Origin of the sequence: Borreliella bavariensis PBi (assembly GCF_000196215.1) — a bacterium.
In the GTDB taxonomy this organism is placed as follows: Bacteria; Spirochaetota; Spirochaetia; order Borreliales; family Borreliaceae; genus Borreliella; species Borreliella garinii.
Genome location: NC_006129.1, coordinates 25,829 through 44,027, shown reverse-complemented (window position 1 = coordinate 44,027; position 18,199 = coordinate 25,829). Strand labels below are relative to the sequence as shown.

Below are 18,199 nucleotides of genomic sequence, written 5' to 3'. Positions count from 1 at the left end.
ATTGAGTAATTAAAATTATTAATTAATAATTAATTACTTAAAATTTTTATTGAAGGATAACATTTTGAAAAATAATAAATTAATTGCAATATTTTTATTGCATATATTAACTGGGCTAATTTTGCTTTCTTGCTCGTTAGAGGTTAATCAAGACGATAATCAAGAGAAACAAAAAAAAGCAAAGACAAAAACATCTAAAAGCGAAAATAACTCATCAAAGATGAAAAAATTGTCTAAAAATGCTAAAAATAAAAAACCAACAGTAGACAATCTGCTTGTTGCTATTAATACCCTAAAAAATCCACCCAAAACAGCTGGAAAAAACAAATCAAATTCAGCAGCAGCTTTAAAACAGCCTAATAATGCTAATGCTTTAAAGCAAATAGACCCTGAGGCTAAAGAATTAATACAAAAAATATTAGAAAGATCTGAGGATATTGTTCAAATAAGCGAGATTGATGCTAACAAGGGCGAACCTGATGACCAATTTGAAATGAAAGCAGAAATATTTAGTAAAATATTTTTCAATGCAGGCTCAACAGTAACTTTTGACGACAACGAATATGTAAATGAAAGAAGAATTCTTTATACATCTTTAAATTTCAATGAAAACAAAATTTTAAATCTTGGGAAAATTTTATCAAAACTCAGCCAAGATTCAAACTACCGAAGTTTAGTTAAAGAAATCCTTATAAACAGAGGCTTTAGCATTCAATTAGCAATAGAAGAAATCAGCTTAAGAACATTAAATGTAAAAGACAAAATACAACATCTAAACAAACCTAATTTGAAAACACTCTACCATGATTTTAATAAACTTATACCACTTAAAGAGAAATGGCTAAAAGATGTAGATGACATTATTAAGGACTACAATGCTAATCCGGAATTAAGAACTGACATTTCAAAATTAAATGACTACATAATATCAAAAAATTCAAAAGCTCAATTCACAGACATTCACAATATAATTTTAAATTTAATAAATACAACTACCAATATTCTTGCCCCAATTCAGTAATATTGGTTTAAAATGCAAAAAGAAAGAGATTTTTATGGATCTCTTTCTTTTTTTAAGTTTAATTTTTTAAAACTAAAAACTTTTTTAAAAAAGTTAATCAAAAAGTTTTTTTTAAAAATTGCTAGTATTGCATTCTAAATTAAGTAAAAGCAAAGCTTATTACTTTTTCATTGACTTCATAGTTTGTTTATTTGATTTCATAGATTTTTCTGCTGGCATTGGAGCTGTAACCTTTGAATCCTCATTCATAGTGCTTTCCATTTCGTCTGAAATTTTTGTGGTTTCGCAAGCAACAAATAATATTGCGCTTAAAAACATAGAGTACATCAATTTTGTCATTATTTAATTCTCCTTTTTTAGAATTTATACCATATTAAAACATAATTTTAAAATAATCAATATTAATTGATTATTTATTTCAAAAAATAATATTATAAAATTATTCATAAACTATTGATAAAATATGTATAAAATGATATTCTATACAAATAAATTGGACTGAGGAATAATTAGATAGTTATATGTATACACCTTTGAGTGTTTTTAAAAAGAATTTAAACAATTTTAATATTATAAGAGCTGAATATGCCTGCATTTAAAACTAATTTCACTTACAAAAGCGAACATATAAAGCCATTAAACCCTATTCTTTGTGCACAATTTTATATTAGAACTTATAACATAGATTCAAATGCAACAATTGAAATAAAATCAGAAGCACAATATTTAGACCAATACGATCAAATTACACTCACAAAAGGTAAACTAAAATCAATAAGCATATTAGCTCACAAAAAGAGTATGGATATAAAAGGTTTAAGCAATTTGCTTAAATTAAAAAATCATGAAGATTTTATTTATTTTTATGACAATAATTACATAAGATGTTGTTTGAATTTCGAAGATAAACAAAAAAGAGAAATCAATTTAATGCCCTTGTTTCATTACCACAGTTTATTGAGCATAAACAAAGCAATCTTAAACCAAAATAAATCCGGTGATTTGCAATTTGGAAGCTCATTTTATGTATCAACCAATTATAGCTGGAAATATTTAAGCTTTACCAAATTTCAAAAAAGCCTAAATAAAGTTAAGCTTATTTATTCCCCTTATTCTAATAAAAAATATTACATTAAAGTAAGTCAAAATATTTACAATACGCTTAAAATATTAACCAATGCTTCAAAATTAAAAGAATTCATTAAATAGTCTTAATCAATAAAAATAATTTATTAAACACTTCCCACACACGTTTCAAAGAGGCTCTCAACTGCGAGTCCTCTTTGTATAAATTTAAATAATCACTACTTAAAATCAATCTTTCAAAAGATGCGCTATACTTAATAATAGTTAAATATTGCTTTAAAACTTGAGTTTATTAATCAATAAAAATTGATACTACTTTTAACTACCTCTAAAGAAGTTCTTTTATTAAATTGGGAACTTCTTTTTGCAAAAATAAACAGTATGCTATTTTTAAATATTTTGAATCTAATACAATTTAAAATACACTATTAATTATTAATAAGGTATAATTAATATATAAAGAATAAGGCGCAATAAATGGGTAAAAAGGTTATTTTAATATTGCTAGGAATTTTAATCTTATCCTGCAATCTGTTAGATCAAAATCAAAAAACTAAAGCTTCAAAAGCTAAAGCTTCAAAAACTAAAGCTTCAAAAGCTAAAGATCAAAAAAATCAAGATCAAAAGCCCGCAGCAAAAATAATTCCTGTAGTATCAATTCAAAAAGTAGAAATAAGAAAATCAAATCAAAACCCAACAAGCATTGAAAATTACTACAAACAAGCTTATCCAATTCAAACATTTTCTGTTGACTTTAGCATCAATAGAGAAAATGAATTTCAACAAGCAGAAGATAAAATCTTTTATAAAAAGGGGAAAGTAGAGTCTTTAAGCATTTTAATAAAGAAAGAATTATTAGACTCAAAAATAAATTCAAAATCAGACTCAAAAAAAATAACTTTCAAAAAACTTAAAGAAATTCAAAATATTGAGAATTTTTTCCAAAATCAAGATCTCTTATTTGTTTTAAACCTTAAAAGCCCAAATAATAACAATATTATTAACATAATGCTCAATCCCCCAAACGACTTCTCTTATCCTAAAAATTATGTTTTACTCGGTCTTAAAGATGTAATTGAAAAAGGTGCAAATGAACAGTACTTAAATCCCATCTATAGATTTCAAATAAAAAATAACAAAGATTACCATTCAATAGATTACAATAAAGTATCTATTAGCGAAAATTATATAGAATTAGACTTATTGCCTCATAATCAGGTCTTTAAAATGAGCAAAAATTTTACTAAAATCTTAGAAATACTAACAGACATAAATAGTCTAAAATTAGTAATTCAAGAAGAATATATCTAAAAATTATATTAAGCTTTAAAATAATATATTTTTAATTGATAAATATAATTTTATGATATATAATTAAGATTAAATTGCTTAGGTTAAAGGAATGATTAAATGGTTAAAAAAATAATACTTATTTCGTTTTTAGTATTTATGATGTCTTGTAGCGCCATTGGTCGTGGGGTTTTAATAGATTCTCTTCTTGACAATGTAGTTAAAGAATTACATCAAGAAAAAAAAGATGAAAATAAACAAGATTCATGCTCAAAACCCGCAATTGAAAAAAATGCTGATAACGATTCAGAAGAAGAAGAAGAGATTGAATAGAACAATCAAATCATTTTAAAATTTTAAAAACATTTCATTAGGTTAATATTTAAAATTTCAAGCTTACATTTAAATATATTAATATATTCAAAGGAACATCGAATATCACCCGATGTTCTCCTTTATTAATAAATCTGAAAAATTTAAAGTATGCTATACACTTAGTACAAAGCAAATCCTTTGCATCAATATTAAAAGAGAAGAATGGTGCTGAGAATTTTATAAAAATAACTTTTTAAACAGCGCCACTACTTCGACGCCAAATTAAAAATAAACCAAAGGTAAAACACTAAAAATTTATTTCATTTCTACAAATTAGTAAGAATAATAAATTAAAAACAATAAAATAAAATCTATGATACCCCCCTAAAATTCCCCTAACGGGGGATTTTTTATATTTTAAAATTAAAATCCAAATAAAAATCGAGTAAAATGTAGTATAATATTTTAATATTCTTGTTTCAAAAGGAGCATAAGGCTTTGAAAGGCAAGCTTAGAAAAGTTTTAAACAAATTCTCAATACTTGCGCTGCTACTGACTATTAGCTGTAATGCCAATATGAACGCGAATGATAAAAACAAAGCCTTAAATGAATATAACTTAAAAAATATTTCAGAAGTTATTAAAAATAGCTTACAAATTGAATTAGACTTTAAAAAAGAACTTGAAGCAAAAACAAATCAAAGTATCCCCCCTATTTTAGAAATTGAAAAAATTGAACCTGAAAAACAAGAATTTTCCTTAAAATCTGAATCTGAAAGCTTAATTCCCCTAGAAATACTAGAAGAAGCAAATGTGGTCAAATCAGAAGAAGAAATTGCAAAAATACAAGAAAAATTATTGTTAATCGGAGCTTCTGATGAAATAATAGTACAAGAATTAGACCCCAATATTCAAAAATCTTTAAATCCAACTACAATAGAATTCAAAATTCTAAGCACCGCCGACGAGAAAACAATACTTGATCCAACTGAAGAAGAAATTAATACTAATGAAAAAGACAAAATTTTTGATCAAAAAAAAGAAAATAGCACTTTAAGCGGAACTGAAAAAACTCCAATACAAAATCAATTCCAAAAGCATGACGCATCTTTAGGTAAAGATGGCAACTTAATAACAAAAGAATATGCAGAACAAGTTAGAAAATCTCTAGACAAAGCACTAAATGCAATAAAGAGTTTAGAAAAATCTAAAGATCTTTTAAATCTTGATGCCGAAAATTTACTAAAGGATCCGGAAAATTCTAAAAACAAAACAAACAGCTCAATCTCAAACAATATTGATACCAAGAACATAGAAAAAACAAAAAATAAATTCCTTGAAGAGCTAGAAAAAAGTGAGCTTAGTTTTGAAGACACTAAAGATCCCTTAGGAATAAGCACCATAAAAGAAGTAATAGATGCTGCCAACAAATGGAAAGAAAAAGAAAACTCAAGCCAAATAAACTGGAACTTGGGATCAAAGTTTCATCCAACCCCAAAGCTTTACAACGAATCGGTAGCTAGAGAGTATGAAGTTTTGGCTGAAAAATTCACTAAAGTAAAAAATGAATACAAAAACACAAAAGAACAACTAAAAGTTCAACCTAAATTAACAGCTAACAACCTCAGCAAAATAATTGATGCAACAAAAGAGTTTGCAAACCAAGTAAGAAATTTAATCTTATTGGTAGAAAATAATCACCAAAAGCCCTATTAATAAACTTATGCTAAGCTAAACAAACTACTAAGTTGTGAATTAGCATACTAATTCAAGCAATTGGACCTGTTTTCCCAGTTGTAGTTGTTGGCATACCGCTACTATTAACATACATTAAAATACCAGAACTGTACATATGATTTTCGAATTTAGTTCCATTAATCTTTAAATTACCTTTAATTTCAATATTATCTACATCAATAATCAATTTTTTAGCTTTAAATTTTATATTTTCGCTTTGTGTATTTAAATCTTTTAAACTAACTCTAAGCTAATCAAGCTTAATGCCAATTTTATTAGGACTAATATAACACTTAGAATATAAAAATAATTTTTGTTAAAATAATTATTATCACTTTCTTTAAAAATATTAAAATTACTTTGAAGCAAAAGTACTTCATCTTCTTCTGCTAAATCAAGATTAAAGTTAGATATATTCCTGGTAATAATCTCTAAACCTTCATACTCTTTAATGGTAACAACCCCTGTTTGAGTTGCATAGTCAAAACTTTTAATAACACCTATTCTGCAAATAAAAACATTCTCAAAAAGATACTGCTTTAAAATAGAAGCAGAAGAAACCTTTAAGCTGCCTGGCTCCACACAAAAATCATTATTTCCCATAATACATTCCCTTTTTTATTCTCTGAGTAAAGCTCAAGATTTAAAATACATTCTCTGATACTACTTAGTCTGACACTGGTATTTTTAACCTTACAGTTAATATTATTAACATTCCTGTCTTTAAAGCTTAGATTATCTCTAATTTTAATGTTGTGAGTAAACATCACTAGAGCCTTATAAAAACTCAAACCAGGACTCTTAGAACTTCCGATATCTCTTTGAGGCACTGATAAAAGTCCAAAATCTTCAAGACTTTTACATTCGCCAGAAACAAACTGCTTAGAATTAGTAAAAATAAATTTTGAATCGACATCTTGAGCAAGATTTCCAATGTCAACAACAACGGAATTAACATATCCTTGTCGCCTTAAGTATTCTATTAGTCCTTTTGCTGAGTTGCAAGCAAAGCTCTCGTTAATCACCCTTGTTTTTTCAAGCTCATTCATCAAAAAGATTGCTTTATCCTTAAACACATATTTAATTACATCAGCAATAGTACTGCCTTTGAAATTTTTATACTCAAACTTTCTCTCTAAAAAGGTAGCCTTAGACAAAAGATAAAGTTCACACTCAAAACTAAAATTCTCAGAACCAACAATTTTTTCAACAGGCGCTTCCAAATACCCAGCCATAATAAATTGATAATCTTGCTGATTTGTAAACTTCTTATAATAAATTTTTACAATATCTGAAGTCTTAAAATCAGAAAATTTTAAAGACACATTTAAAATTTGAAGTTTGGTTTTTTGCCAAAAATTAAATTATTCAAAGAATATGTATTTTTAATAACAATATTCAAATCGGGCACACCATTTTGAGTCACAATAACAACTCTAGGCCTCAGATCTGCAAGTCTACCACCAATGCTATTCTTAGAATCAACTGCATTGTAAAATTCAATCTTAAAATCGTATTGAAATATTAACATCTTTTTTAAATAAAACTCCTTTTTAAATTAAAAAATTAATTGATAAATCATCATTACCAGTAAAATTTAATCTTCTACTATTTATTTGATTTATAAATCACCATCACAGCAACCTCTACCCCTGTGAACAAAATTTTATGATTAATGTCTAAAACATTTTTTGAACCTACTTCTTTAATAAAAAGTCTTAAATCTTTTTCTAATTTTTTAAAAGATCTCTGCTGATTAAGGTTAAAATTAAAAATCTTAACCCTAATAATTCCATCATCTCCAACAGTATAGGAATGTAAACTAAAAGCTAAACAAAAAAATAAAATAAAAATTAAAAAAAAGTCTCTCACTAATAACACCAACTTGCCTTAATCTTGCTAATTAATTACTAACTGCGCTTTTTAACTTTATATATTACCATTACAGAAACACCATTAAAAGTTATATTGCGCTCAATGCTTAAAATATTCTCAGATCCTATTTTATCAACTGCGGTTTGTATTAAACTCTCAACAGAAGAAACAGAATGATCTTTAGCTAAATTGCCACCAATTTTTATTTCTTCGTATAAAAATTTGACTTCAATCTCTTCATCATCTTTAAGATCGTAAGAATACAAATTAAAACTCAAAACAAAAAAAGATATTAAAAGTAATTATCTCATTAATATTCCCTAAATCAAAATTATTCTAGCTTTTAAAGCTTTATTAAATAAAAATATTCAAATCTAAAAAATTTTTAGCTAGATTCGTCCTGTTTAAGATCAAAACTCATCTTCATCTTGAGTCTCTTCAGTAAAACCGTAGTCCTCACTGTAGGGCTCATCAAAATCTTCATTTTCCAAATTCTCAAGATCTTCATTTTCTAAATCATCTAAAAGCTCGCCATCTGCCCGATTAAGATCATACTTTTTTAATAATCGTCTTTTGTTACATTTTTTAAAACCCTGCGGGCTTTTTGAATTTTTAGAGCTTGAAAACTTCGATTTAAGAGAACTGCTAGTTTTATCCTTTGGGGACTTGAAACTGCTCTGATTAGCATTTATTCTTTTTTCAATCTCTTTACGGGATTTTACATTCTTAAGCCTAGATCGAAAATAGTTTTCTAGAAAAACAACTTTTTTAATATTTTTCTCTAAAATAAGTTTTGTATATTCCGGATTTTCAATAAACCTTTTATTTTTATAATTTCTTGTTAAATATTTATATTTTCTAAAGATCTTAAGTAGTGGTAATTCCACCTCTTTTTGAAATCTACTCCTAGCAAGTCTCTTTTTTATTATTTTCTGCAAACTGTAAGAATAAGCCTTTAACTTATTAAGTTTAGCAAGTATTTCCTGACTTTTAATGTTGCCAGCTTTATCTTGAGATTTGATTAAAATCCCATTATCAACATCATGCATTAATACATAAGCCAAATCTATGTCTTTTTTAAAATTCCATTTTTCAAAATCAAATGGTCTTACTACACTTGCATATATTATTGAAACAATAAATAAAAAAAATATCAAAATAAGCTTAAATTGCCTCATTAATATTCTCCCAATACTAAGCTTTGTTAATTAATATTTTAACCTTTATAGGTTGAAATATTAAACATTTTGCAAATTTTTACTTGCAAACTAACTTCTACTTCTTCTAAATAAACTGTGTCTTTAAGCTTTAATAAATTAATACTTACTACCTCATGAAATCCTACTGAAGGACTGTACATGCTATAATAAATACCTGAGTTAAACCTCTGTCTAAATTGCATTTTTATAAAATTACTATTAAATTCTAAAACACTGTTCATAAAAGGAGTTTCTTTTAGCGCTCTTATTAAAGTTTTGTCATAAATAGATGACAAAATCCCTTTATTAATTATTACAATCTCGGGCCTTGGAGCAATGTTAAAGTTTACATATTCACTTTTTGTATTTATAAAATCAATTACCGCACGGTCTGAGCTTATGCTTGAGAGATTTTCTTCTATTAGATCATGCTTTATAAAAATAAAAAAACAGTTGGAGAATGTACCCAGGTCCTTTAAAATCAAGCCTTGGAAAAAGTAAAACAAAATTAGAAATGCTTGCTAAACTTGAAATTTGATTTACAACATCTTCTATTAACCTAGTAGTTTGATTTTTAATCACCTTAAACCCCTTTTAATTTACTAAGGCATTCCAGAATCATCATCAATTCCTCCTAAATTAAATCCATCACCGTCTCTTAGCGAATTTGTTATGTACTCAACCAAAGGTAAGCTTTCAAATGCCTGCCCAAAATATTACCAAGGTTTGAAAAAGTATTCCTTAAAGGGTATAATACACTGTTAGTAAAATCGTAACTTTTAACCCATTCCAAAAGTTCTAAAGTTTTTTCTAAGAGTGAATCTAATCTTGGCTGAGAAACACTGTTTATTATTTTATTGCTATTTAAAACATCGGGCTCACCTTTTAACTGATTATTTAAAAAAACTGTTGGGCTTTTGCTTAAAACTTGTTCTAAATTATTCTCACCATTAAGAAAATCGCTTATTAGGCCAATAGTTTTTGAATCATTTTTTGCGTAACCGTCATTTTTCAATTTCTGAGCAAGCTCAACCATAAAAGAAAAATCATTTAAATTTGAATTTTGTGAACTTTTAAGAACATAAAGTTTTCTTAAAAAATCATTTCTCTCAAACTCTGTTTCAAAAGATCTCCGCCCCTTTAGCATTTTATTTACACTTTCTCTTTCACTATCTTTTAAAATAAAATTTTCAAGACTTGGTTCTAAATCAAGACTTGGTTCTAAAATTTTTTTGTCTTTTAAATTTTGAAATTCCTTTAAAGGTAATTTAAAATCGTTAAAACCATTTTTTATATTTAAAAAATTAACCAAGCTTGAGTCTTTAAAAAGTTTTTTAAAAGACATTAAATCTTCCCAAAGAATCTGATTATTTTCGTTTCTAAACCATACTGGTTCTTGCAAATCATCCTTTGAAAAGTTAAGCTAAATCTTGTCAAAATTGGAATTTAATCCAAAATCTTTAAATGTTTTATTGGTTTGATCTTTATTAGAATTACTAATGAAATTTTGCTTAAAAGCATTTTTCATATTTTCAGTTTTAAAATATGAATATTGCCCTTTAGAATTTAAATCTAATTTGTCTACCTTTGGCCTAAAATAAGAACCAATATTGTTCTTAGCTACCGAATGCTTAAAAGCCAAACCGCTTTTGTCTGAAGAATCTAAGTCTTTTAAAACACTCTCTAGACTATTTTTCCAAGAGTCTAGGTTAAAAAAATCCTTAAAAGGGCTGCTTTTAAGGGCATTTGATTTAAAACTTACTGATTTTTGTAGATTGTCGTTTTGAAACCTCTCAGGGCTTTTTAGTCTTTCAAAACTTAAAGATAAAAAATCTTTACTACTTTTTGGACTTAAACCAGTCTGATTAAAAAAATTTTCCTTTTTAAAACTTAAAAGCTCTTTTTTAAAATTACTCTTAGTAGCATTTCTGTCAAGAATGCCTTCTAATGTAATTGTAAATTTATCTTCATTATTGTTTTCTTCGTACATAAAAATCTTTAAAGCGCTCCACTACAGGACAAAAACCGTTCGTACATTTCCTCCTTATTAAGCTTTAAATTAGCTACTCGGTTAACCTCTAAAAGCTCCTTGTAGCTCATTTTTTTAACATCTCTATATGTACAAATGCCCATTACAATAGGAAAATAATACTTATTGGCGTCTCTTGTTAAATAGTCTATGTATTTTTAAAATAATTAGTTACAATCTCTGACTTATTCATTAACGCCTTCTTTTAATAAAGGCTCAAGATTAGCCTCTAAAGAATCTTCTTGATTTAAGCCTAAAGATTTGCTACTTGTAATTAAAAAATCATAACTCCACCTTTCATCAATGTAGTCATACTTAATATAATCGCCGTTTCTGTCTTGAAAACTTTCAATGTAAACCAAACCAGGCTTTTTAAATCCTTCTATTGTTTGAAAAAGTGAATACTGAACTAAAAAAAGAATTATAGGCAGAGCATATTTATAAAGCTCAGAATATCTTCTCTCTTTATTTAGGATTTCATAAAATTCATCTAAAAATCCTCTTGAGATCATTAATTTAGTTATTTCTTTTAATGTTTTAAGATCATTAAGCTTATTAATCAGTTCATCTCGCTCAACATCAAATCCTAAAACATTGTCCCACTCGTACATTGGAATATCTTTTAAAACGTATTTATGTGTTTTGGCTCTAGTTAATATTTTTAACTTGTATCTCATTTTAAATTCTTATCCTTTAATTAAAATATTTTAATTGTTAACTCAACTTGCTTTCTCAACATCACAATTTATTGCATGAATTGTAAACTTAACCGTATCATTATCAGATGAATACTTTCTAGTTGGAATTTCTGCAAAAAATGCACTGTTTGAAATAATCTTTAATCCCATTTGATCGTTAAATACTAATCTTTTTAATTTTTTAGCTTTTGGTAAATTCCCGTAAAATTGCTCATTGCTTAGCCTTGTTAAGAGCTTGTAATCAAGAGATCCTTTGCTTATCTCTAAATCAAAAATATGAACAACCGTTCTTGGATCTCTAAAGCTTGAAATTAGAAAATTTCTGTCTTCTGTGCTTGCTTTAGCCATTACATTAGGCTCTGTACTGTACTCAAGAGTACCTCTGTCTATTAAATTGTCATTAAAGCTGACAAATATTAAATCTAATGAATAATATTCCTTCATTATGATGCTCTCCTTAAATATTCATTTATCTCTTGTGCGGTGATTATTAAATTAACACTATTTAAGCTGTCATTATACTTAAGCGTAACTTCTAAACTTAAACTTAAGCCTTCAGAAGAGTTGATTTTAAGCCTAATCTCTTTATAAAAGACAATAAGTCCTCTCTCTTTAAGTTCATGGAAAAAGCATTCAAGCCCCGCTGTATATTCGTTTGGCAAATTACCGTCCAAATTTAAAGAACTAAGTTTGCTGTTAACTCTACTATTTTTATTCCAGATCCTAATAAGTTCTTTGATTGCTTCATTTTTAATATAATAAAGCGTAAAAGCCTCATCAATCAGATCCCCAGAAAGAGTTACATCTTATTTAAAAGCTAAAATGCCGTCATTACCAGTTTCATTTAAAAGAGAATAAAAATTAATATTAGCTTTTCTCAGAGAATCAATTAGAGAATCATCATAAATAGGAGTAGAATTTAAAATCATCCCATAAGGATTAACAGCATGAAAAATGCTTGCTTGATGCAAATACATTGCTGCAAACTTAAGATGCAAATTTTCATTGCCGCTATAAACAGCAATAATGTTTTTAAGCTCGCCCTTGTCTTTGCCTTTTAAAAAATTTGGCAAACCATTCTCTTTAGTAGAAATTACAATAAAATTAAGAGCTTTCCTAATAGCTTCAAAATCACTACTAAGAGCATCTCCTGATTCATTTAAAAAAACCACAAACGGATGCAAATTAGATTTTAAGAAATCCTTAATCTCTTTAATCTGATTGTAAACATAAAAATCAACAGACTTAAGTCCGTCTTGTCCAAAAAAATCACCCATTGATTTTTATAAAGCACTTAACTGCTCCTCTGCTATTTTCTTATTAGAAGAATCAGTCTCTTTACCCTTTCGTATCTCAAGTTTCTTAAGAAGCTCTTCAAAATTTGTAACACTTAATGCTAAATGTTTACTTGCTAAAGTATTGCTTTTGTAGATTAAAAGCGGATTGTAATAATTAATTTTATTGGCAACTAGTCTGTTTTGCATCAAACTAACGCTTATTGTATCTTTTGGCATTTATTCTCCTTTTCTAAATTTGTTTTTTTAAATATTTATCTTTCTTGTTCCAAAGCTTGTATGTTTGCAAAAAAAATCTGATTAAAACTAAAACACATATTGCTTCTCTTATTAGAAACACCAAGTAGCCCATCATTATTTAAATTACTAATCGAGTAAATATAATAAGTTAAAAGCAAATAAGAATCACTCTCAAGCTCTTTTCTAAACTCAAAACGAAATCTATTCTCATGTAAAAATTCCAAAAAATGTTCATACACTCTGCAAACAGTCTCATAAGAATCTCTGTAAGTCTTTAGAAAGGGAAAACTTAAAAAATAAAGCGAAAACCTTAATCTAAAATCATTAGATGTTTTAAACAAATTTCTACCCCCTAGATTTCTGGGAGTAAGCCCTTCGAAAGACTCGCTTTTTAATACTTTAATACAATTAAATTACTGACATTTGTAGAAAACTTCTCCAAATAAGGGTGGTTATAGGTATTTACAATTTCTAATTCTATTTCTTTAAGCTCTAAATACTGTTTAAATTTTGTAAGTATTTTTATTAAAAACTGTACAGATTCATTTAGTCCTACAATCATGACTGTCCTTTTCTTTTGCTTTTGAAAGATTAAGTTTTTCAATGTTATTAATCAAGATTTTAAATTCTTTGTCATTAAAAGCTCTTTTAGTATTAAGGTCTACTTGCCTTTTAAGTAAATAATTTTTAGAAAAAACTCTAAACTGATCTTTTATTTCAACAAGTCCTTTTTTAATAGATTTCCTAAAAGCTGTTTTTATTCCTTTGTTTGAAAAAATATTAGAATAAAATTCTTCGTAAAAAGCCTTTGCCAGCTTTAAAGGCATCTCTTTTTCTAGTTCTTCCGATTTGATATATTAACTTTATTTTCTTTATTTAAAAAGTCAATGTCTTTAAATCTAATTTTAAAATTTAACAAGAACTCCTTAAAACTAATGTGATATAATTAAGACCTTCTTTGTAGCTCTTCTCAATCCCTAAAATTGAATAAAAATCATCGCTGACTCTAACTAAATCTCCGTACTCAAATTTAAAACTGAAAAGAGTATACACCTTGGCATAACTATTTTTATCAAAAATATTTACACCGTCAATCTCAACTACTTCTTCTGGACTTATTAATAAAAATATTCCCTTAAAAGCAACAGCATCAGAACTTTTAAATCTAGTTTCATAAGATGCATTAATTGGATCTTTGATTGTTCTAAATTTACAGAAAAAAAGATCTTGTGAATATGTGTTTATAATATTACTTAAACTGACATTAATCATTTCTAAAGATTTCATTTAGCTACTCCTATTAAAGAATCTTTTATTTTTAAATCTTCTATTAAACTGTCTAAATATTTACAAAAATCACCCCCACAACTGCTACTACTGCCAAGAGTTGCGGGAAAATATTCTAATAATATCTCTTTAAATTTTTCAGACTTGATGTAATTAAAATTAAAACCTCTTTTAATCTGTTTCGCTTTTTTAACTCACAACCAACAAAATAATAAATTAGAACAAACATTGTAGAATCATTTAAACTTTTAATTCTTATTCTCTTAAGAATTAAAATATTTTCAAGTAAATTTAAATATAAAGAAAATTCTTTAGTGCTAAGATCTTTAAAGTCAAGCATTAAAAGTTCAAGTAGTTGCTCATATACTGCCTTTAAAGCTGGTTCAAGATTATCACCATCTAAAGTTTTTAGCTTTTCTTGGTAGACCTGATCAGTGTTTATTTTGCTTTTATTCATTTTTTAGCTCAATCTTATTTTAAAAATTGAATTTTTTGTTGCCAAAATTGTTACAATAGAAAAATCAAGAAAATTTGTTCTAAAATTACTACTTGAAACTTCTGTGTATGAATTTAATATCGGCTGATGACCGTCTTTAAAAAGCAGTAGTTTACTGCTTCTTGGATATATTAAAATTTCATCGTCTAATAAATTTGTGGTCTCAAGCTCAATATTCGCATCATTATTTATTGCACTTATAAAATTAAAAAGCATGTCTTTGTATAAATAATTATTGTTTGGGAGTCTCTCGAGCAAACGACCTTTGATTTTGCTAGTTGTAAGTATTTTAAAAGGCACTTTTCTTTCATCTTCTAAATTAATCTTTCCAAGATCATCATTTATTGATTTTATTTGATCTAATATGTTTGTCTGTTTAACTGTTTTGTCTATTTGGTTTGGAAGATTTAAAAGTCCATACATAGTTTCATTGTTAAACTCATCAACAAGAAGGATTCTTTTATTCTTTTTTGAAAACGCAATTCCGCCCTTTAAATAATGAGCACTCATTAACTTTTGTATCTCAATTATTGCGCCTAGAAGTCCTTCTTTTATGTTAATATTTGTATTTGCCTCTACACTAACTTTCCCATCTGACGCATAGTATTTAAATGCATACTGAAAAGGCAAATAATTAATTTTTACTATTTGTCTTTGAAACTTTATTGTTGAGACTGTGTTAAAATCATTAACCTTTAGTGTGGGCATGTCTGTTAAATTAGAATACCACTTGATAATTCTATCGCTTTTAAAAGAAATATTACTACTCTCTATTTGCTGTGAATCTAAAAAATGATAATATTCTGGAATTGGACACTCTTTCACTAAAACATCCCTTACTGTGTTTAAATACTCGTCGTTATTTAATATATTCTCATCCATTTTAAATTCTCCGATTTTAAATTGCATCTTTTATTTGCTTGACCCAAAAAAGAACTTTTACTCCGCAAACATCTCTTCTGCTTTAATTGTTTTGTTTTTAGCAATCAAAACACATTCAAAACTACAACTCATTGGAACAACCGTACCGGTTCTTGAAAAATCATCAAAGTCTACGCAAACCCCATAAAGATCACTACCACCGCCTTTTGCTATTTGTAAATGTGCGCCATTAACAATAAGCTTAACCCCCACATTCATAGCAAAAATCTTGAGCTTAATAATTTTCAAACTTATCAGCAAAAGAGCTTTTAAGTACACCTTTTTGAGCGAAATAAAATCCCTCATCTTGAAATTTACAATTACTCTCAAACACAGGATAACTGTTAGCATTAACACTTTGTAATTTGTCTAAAACAATTTTTTGAGCTTGATTTTTTTAAACTTTCAAGCTGACTCTCAAGTTCTACTTTTGATGCTTTTAGTTTTTCTATTTCTTTTTTGAAATCAATTGAATCACTCATTAATAAATATCTCCTTTTTTAAATTAATTTTTTATTAAAAGCTTAAATTACAAAAATTTAAGCTAATGCTTTTTTATTACAATAAAATTCTCGCTTAATCTCTTCCCATTCGTTAAGCATTGCTTTTCTTAAATCATAATATGTGCTGAAAAAATATTTTTGTTTCTTAAATTATTTCCTTGATTTGCTTTTATTCTTTCAAAATTTATTGTTTTGTATGAATTTTCAGCATTCTTATTCTGATCAATATTGGTCTTTGCAACCCTTATTAGTATTGCACGAGAAGATGAATCAATCTCATCAAGGTTATTAGTTCCAGCTATTGCTAAGATTTGAGTTGCTTTTACATACTTTCTAATAAGCTCTTCGGCTTGGCCTTTTACAACATCTTTAAAAAAATACCCTTTTGCTAAAAGATTTTCTGTATTATACTCAAAGCTTAAATTATCATTTGCAAGTTTATTTATTTCAACAGATTCTCTTAGATCATTGTTGGAAAAACTTACTGAATTATTATTGGCATTTTTAAGATTTTGATATTCTAAAAACTCCTTAATTAAAGAGTTATTTAAAACTTCATTATTTAAGCTTAACTTTTTTGAATCTTCTTGGTCGTTTTTAGTTTTGCAATCTACGCTTGCCGCCATTTTTTTCATAATTACTCCTTTTAAATAACTAAACTTAATTGTTCTTTTAAATTTTCTCTTGCCTTGTGACTTAAGTTTTCATTTTTAATTAACTCTAAATATTTAGAATAAACATCAAGAAGTAAATTGTCTCTCTCAAGTCTCTGCTCATAACTTAAGACTTCAAGATTATTCAACTTCATAGTTAATCTGTAATATTTGTTAAGCTTAATATTGCAAGCATTAGCAACAGATTCTTGTACGCCTTTTAAATAGTCATAATAATTACTTTTGTCTCCCTTACCACTACTACCAAGTCCTTTGACCTGCTCATTAAAACTTCTAGTAAGAGGCTCCTTAGTATCAGCAACAATTTTTGCTTTAATTAGCTCAAATGCGTCTTTTAAAAACTCTAAGTCATATTTTATTACTTCTGGGCTTGCATTCTCCGATGCTGTATAAAAAATTCCATCATTGTTTAGAGTGCTTTTAATCTTACTAAGCTCTATGCTAAGCTTGCTAGAAGCGCTACTTAATGCTGAGAAACTTTTGTTTGGCTCTTGACCTTTAAAAAAGCTAGAAAATATTTTGCCTTTATTATTGTTTACCAAAACATTAATTTCTTCTTTTGCAAGTTCTAAAGATTCAATAAGTCCCACTAAATGTTCGTCTTTGTAAAACAAAAAATTATAATTTCTTATTCTTTTTTCCATCTCTAAATAAATTTGTTCTAAAAGACAAATATTAAGAAGCAAACTTTGTGTATAAGCAGGCTCGTGTAATCCTAAAACATAATCATAATTTTCATAAATTATTACTCTACTTTTATCTATTTTTATAACCCTTGCCTTTTGGTTAACACCATCTAAGTCTTTTGAACTTGAAAGGTATTATATATAATCAGATTCTCTTTTGTTAATAATTTTTTGAAAATCTAAATATTTAAAACCTGTAGGTAATTCGCTGTTAACCTTTTTACTTAAATCTTCATCCTCACCTTTGGGTTTTACTAAAATATAGCCTGCTCCATTAAATCTATAGCTTACCATTGCTTCAAAAAGAGCTTCTTTAAATTCAACCTTTGAACCTAAAAGAAACTCTCTGCTTTCTTTTAAAGTAGAAGTTTTAAGTAAGCTTAAATTAATTCCATTCTTAAGCGCATCTTCTGCTGTACTTTCTATGTAATTCCTAAAAAAAATTGAATACCGGTATAAACATTAACAGGACTAATTTGGGATTCTTTATTTTATATTTCCATTTTAAATTCATTAATCATTTTTTTAAATATCATTATACATTATTATATCAAAAACGATTTTTTATGCAAACCGCTATTATTTAATATCTATTATCAAATAATATTTATATGTAAAATTTAAATATTAAAATTCATTTAAAATTTTATAAAAAACTAATACGTTTTAAAAGATTTATGCTAATATTAACTTAAGAATAGAAGTAAGGTTTACCAAATATTCTACTTACTGTTACACGCATTGTTGAAAAATAAGCATTATAAAATGACATTAAAAAGAATATTAAATTAATACTTTATCCAATCCCAATAAATATTAAAAAGGTAGAGAGCCGTTTCTCTACCTT

At 27.0% G+C, this 18,199-nt stretch carries 25 protein-coding genes and 5 pseudogenes; 5 read left to right on the top strand and 25 right to left on the bottom strand.

The window, feature by feature from the left end; all coding sequences use genetic code 11:
• Positions 1–64: 64 nt before the first annotated feature.
• A complete protein-coding gene (locus BG_RS04640; RefSeq protein WP_011187206.1) occupies positions 65–1,021 on the top strand; it encodes a complement regulator-acquiring protein in 957 nt (318 codons plus the stop codon).
• A 159-nt stretch (positions 1,022–1,180) separates the two neighbouring features.
• On the opposite strand, the gene BG_RS04635 is transcribed toward BG_RS04640, so the two are convergent.
• Positions 1,181–1,360: an Lp6.6 family lipoprotein gene (locus tag BG_RS04635; RefSeq protein ID WP_044007981.1), complete on the bottom strand. Its 180-nt coding sequence runs from the start codon at positions 1,358–1,360 to the stop codon at positions 1,181–1,183.
• Between the two features lie 246 nt (positions 1,361–1,606).
• On the opposite strand from BG_RS04635, the gene BG_RS04630 reads away from it, so the two are divergent.
• From BG_RS04630 to BG_RS04615, 4 genes are all read left to right on the top strand, one after another.
• Entirely contained in the window at positions 1,607–2,230 is a 624-nt protein-coding gene (locus tag BG_RS04630) for a hypothetical protein (RefSeq protein WP_011187204.1), read from the top strand.
• Positions 2,231–2,584: 354 nt separating this feature from the next.
• Positions 2,585–3,418 (top strand): hypothetical protein, encoded by an 834-nt coding sequence (locus BG_RS04625; RefSeq protein ID WP_011187203.1) that lies wholly within the window; start codon positions 2,585–2,587, stop codon positions 3,416–3,418.
• Positions 3,419–3,517: 99 nt separating this feature from the next.
• Positions 3,518–3,730 carry a hypothetical protein gene (locus BG_RS04620; RefSeq protein WP_011187202.1) on the top strand — a complete coding sequence of 71 codons (213 nt, stop codon included), beginning with the start codon at positions 3,518–3,520 and terminating at the stop codon, positions 3,728–3,730.
• Between the two features lie 480 nt (positions 3,731–4,210).
• Complete coding sequence (locus BG_RS04615) at positions 4,211–5,428, top strand: hypothetical protein (RefSeq protein ID WP_044007980.1); 1,218 nt, start codon at positions 4,211–4,213, stop codon at positions 5,426–5,428.
• 52 nt (positions 5,429–5,480) lie between these two features.
• Here BG_RS04615 and BG_RS04855 read toward each other — a convergent pair whose 3' ends face one another.
• From BG_RS04855 to BG_RS04525, 24 genes and pseudogenes are all read right to left on the bottom strand, one after another.
• Positions 5,481–5,636 carry a hypothetical protein gene (locus tag BG_RS04855; RefSeq protein ID WP_011187200.1) on the bottom strand — a complete coding sequence of 52 codons (156 nt, stop codon included), beginning with the start codon at positions 5,634–5,636 and terminating at the stop codon, positions 5,481–5,483.
• 47 nt (positions 5,637–5,683) lie between these two features.
• Positions 5,684–6,052: a DUF777 family protein gene (locus BG_RS04850; protein WP_226047813.1), complete on the bottom strand. Its 369-nt coding sequence runs from the start codon at positions 6,050–6,052 to the stop codon at positions 5,684–5,686.
• Positions 6,013–6,980, bottom strand: a pseudogene (locus BG_RS04605) (DUF693 family protein). Before BG_RS04605 ends, BG_RS04850 begins: the two are co-directional and overlap by 40 nt.
• Positions 6,981–7,057: 77 nt before the next feature.
• Positions 7,058–7,321, bottom strand: coding sequence for a hypothetical protein (locus tag BG_RS04600; protein WP_011187196.1), 264 nt, complete (start codon positions 7,319–7,321; stop codon positions 7,058–7,060).
• Between the two features lie 38 nt (positions 7,322–7,359).
• A complete protein-coding gene (locus BG_RS04595; protein WP_011187195.1) occupies positions 7,360–7,590 on the bottom strand; it encodes a hypothetical protein in 231 nt (76 codons plus the stop codon).
• Positions 7,591–7,734: 144 nt separating this feature from the next.
• Positions 7,735–8,502 (bottom strand): hypothetical protein, encoded by a 768-nt coding sequence (locus BG_RS04590; protein ID WP_011187194.1) that lies wholly within the window; start codon positions 8,500–8,502, stop codon positions 7,735–7,737.
• 38 nt (positions 8,503–8,540) lie between these two features.
• A pseudogene (locus BG_RS04585) lies at positions 8,541–9,039 on the bottom strand (DUF792 family protein); the annotation flags it as partial.
• Between the two features lie 154 nt (positions 9,040–9,193).
• Complete coding sequence (locus BG_RS04845) at positions 9,194–9,925, bottom strand: hypothetical protein (protein WP_011187191.1); 732 nt, start codon at positions 9,923–9,925, stop codon at positions 9,194–9,196.
• Positions 9,926–9,946: 21 nt separating this feature from the next.
• Complete coding sequence (locus BG_RS04840; RefSeq protein ID WP_011187190.1) at positions 9,947–10,513, bottom strand: hypothetical protein; 567 nt, start codon at positions 10,511–10,513, stop codon at positions 9,947–9,949.
• 8 nt (positions 10,514–10,521) lie between these two features.
• A pseudogene (locus tag BG_RS04770) lies at positions 10,522–10,745 on the bottom strand (DUF1322 family protein).
• Positions 10,738–11,229: a DUF1473 family protein gene (locus tag BG_RS04575; protein ID WP_011187189.1), complete on the bottom strand. Its 492-nt coding sequence runs from the start codon at positions 11,227–11,229 to the stop codon at positions 10,738–10,740. Before BG_RS04575 ends, BG_RS04770 begins: the two are co-directional and overlap by 8 nt.
• A gap of 42 nt (positions 11,230–11,271) precedes the next feature.
• Complete coding sequence (locus BG_RS04570; RefSeq protein ID WP_011187188.1) at positions 11,272–11,694, bottom strand: DUF1463 family protein; 423 nt, start codon at positions 11,692–11,694, stop codon at positions 11,272–11,274.
• A pseudogene (locus BG_RS04565) lies at positions 11,694–12,764 on the bottom strand (DUF787 family protein). Before BG_RS04565 ends, BG_RS04570 begins: the two are co-directional and overlap by 1 nt.
• Positions 12,765–12,799: 35 nt before the next feature.
• Positions 12,800–13,189, bottom strand: a complete 390-nt coding sequence (locus BG_RS04560; RefSeq protein WP_244286638.1) for a DUF764 family protein — start codon at positions 13,187–13,189, stop codon at positions 12,800–12,802.
• Positions 13,177–13,347: a DUF764 family protein gene (locus BG_RS04905; protein ID WP_011187184.1), complete on the bottom strand. Its 171-nt coding sequence runs from the start codon at positions 13,345–13,347 to the stop codon at positions 13,177–13,179. Before BG_RS04905 ends, BG_RS04560 begins: the two co-directional genes overlap by 13 nt.
• Entirely contained in the window at positions 13,328–13,612 is a 285-nt protein-coding gene (locus tag BG_RS04555; protein ID WP_011187183.1) for a hypothetical protein, read from the bottom strand. The genes BG_RS04905 and BG_RS04555 overlap by 20 nt, the downstream gene beginning before the upstream one ends.
• Before the next feature lie 85 nt (positions 13,613–13,697).
• Positions 13,698–14,072 (bottom strand): DUF1506 family protein, encoded by a 375-nt coding sequence (locus tag BG_RS04550; protein WP_011187182.1) that lies wholly within the window; start codon positions 14,070–14,072, stop codon positions 13,698–13,700.
• A gap of 115 nt (positions 14,073–14,187) precedes the next feature.
• Positions 14,188–14,529, bottom strand: a complete 342-nt coding sequence (locus BG_RS04545; protein ID WP_011187181.1) for a DUF3890 domain-containing protein — start codon at positions 14,527–14,529, stop codon at positions 14,188–14,190.
• Between the two features lie 3 nt (positions 14,530–14,532).
• Positions 14,533–15,477: a hypothetical protein gene (locus tag BG_RS04540; protein WP_011187180.1), complete on the bottom strand. Its 945-nt coding sequence runs from the start codon at positions 15,475–15,477 to the stop codon at positions 14,533–14,535.
• Between the two features lie 30 nt (positions 15,478–15,507).
• On the bottom strand, positions 15,508–15,708 hold the full coding sequence (locus BG_RS04900; RefSeq protein ID WP_259740472.1) for a DUF228 domain-containing protein: 201 nt from the start codon (positions 15,706–15,708) through the stop codon (positions 15,508–15,510).
• 16 nt (positions 15,709–15,724) lie between these two features.
• Positions 15,725–15,868 (bottom strand): DUF228 domain-containing protein, encoded by a 144-nt coding sequence (locus tag BG_RS04895; RefSeq protein ID WP_309546635.1) that lies wholly within the window; start codon positions 15,866–15,868, stop codon positions 15,725–15,727.
• Complete coding sequence (locus BG_RS04890) at positions 15,840–15,971, bottom strand: hypothetical protein (protein WP_011187178.1); 132 nt, start codon at positions 15,969–15,971, stop codon at positions 15,840–15,842. Before BG_RS04890 ends, BG_RS04895 begins: the two co-directional genes overlap by 29 nt.
• 128 nt (positions 15,972–16,099) lie before the next feature.
• Positions 16,100–16,627 carry a DUF1357 family protein gene (locus BG_RS04530; protein ID WP_011187177.1) on the bottom strand — a complete coding sequence of 176 codons (528 nt, stop codon included), beginning with the start codon at positions 16,625–16,627 and terminating at the stop codon, positions 16,100–16,102.
• A gap of 11 nt (positions 16,628–16,638) precedes the next feature.
• Positions 16,639–17,778, bottom strand: a pseudogene (locus BG_RS04525) (anti-CBASS protein Acb1 family protein).
• Positions 17,779–18,199: the final 421 nt, after the last annotated feature.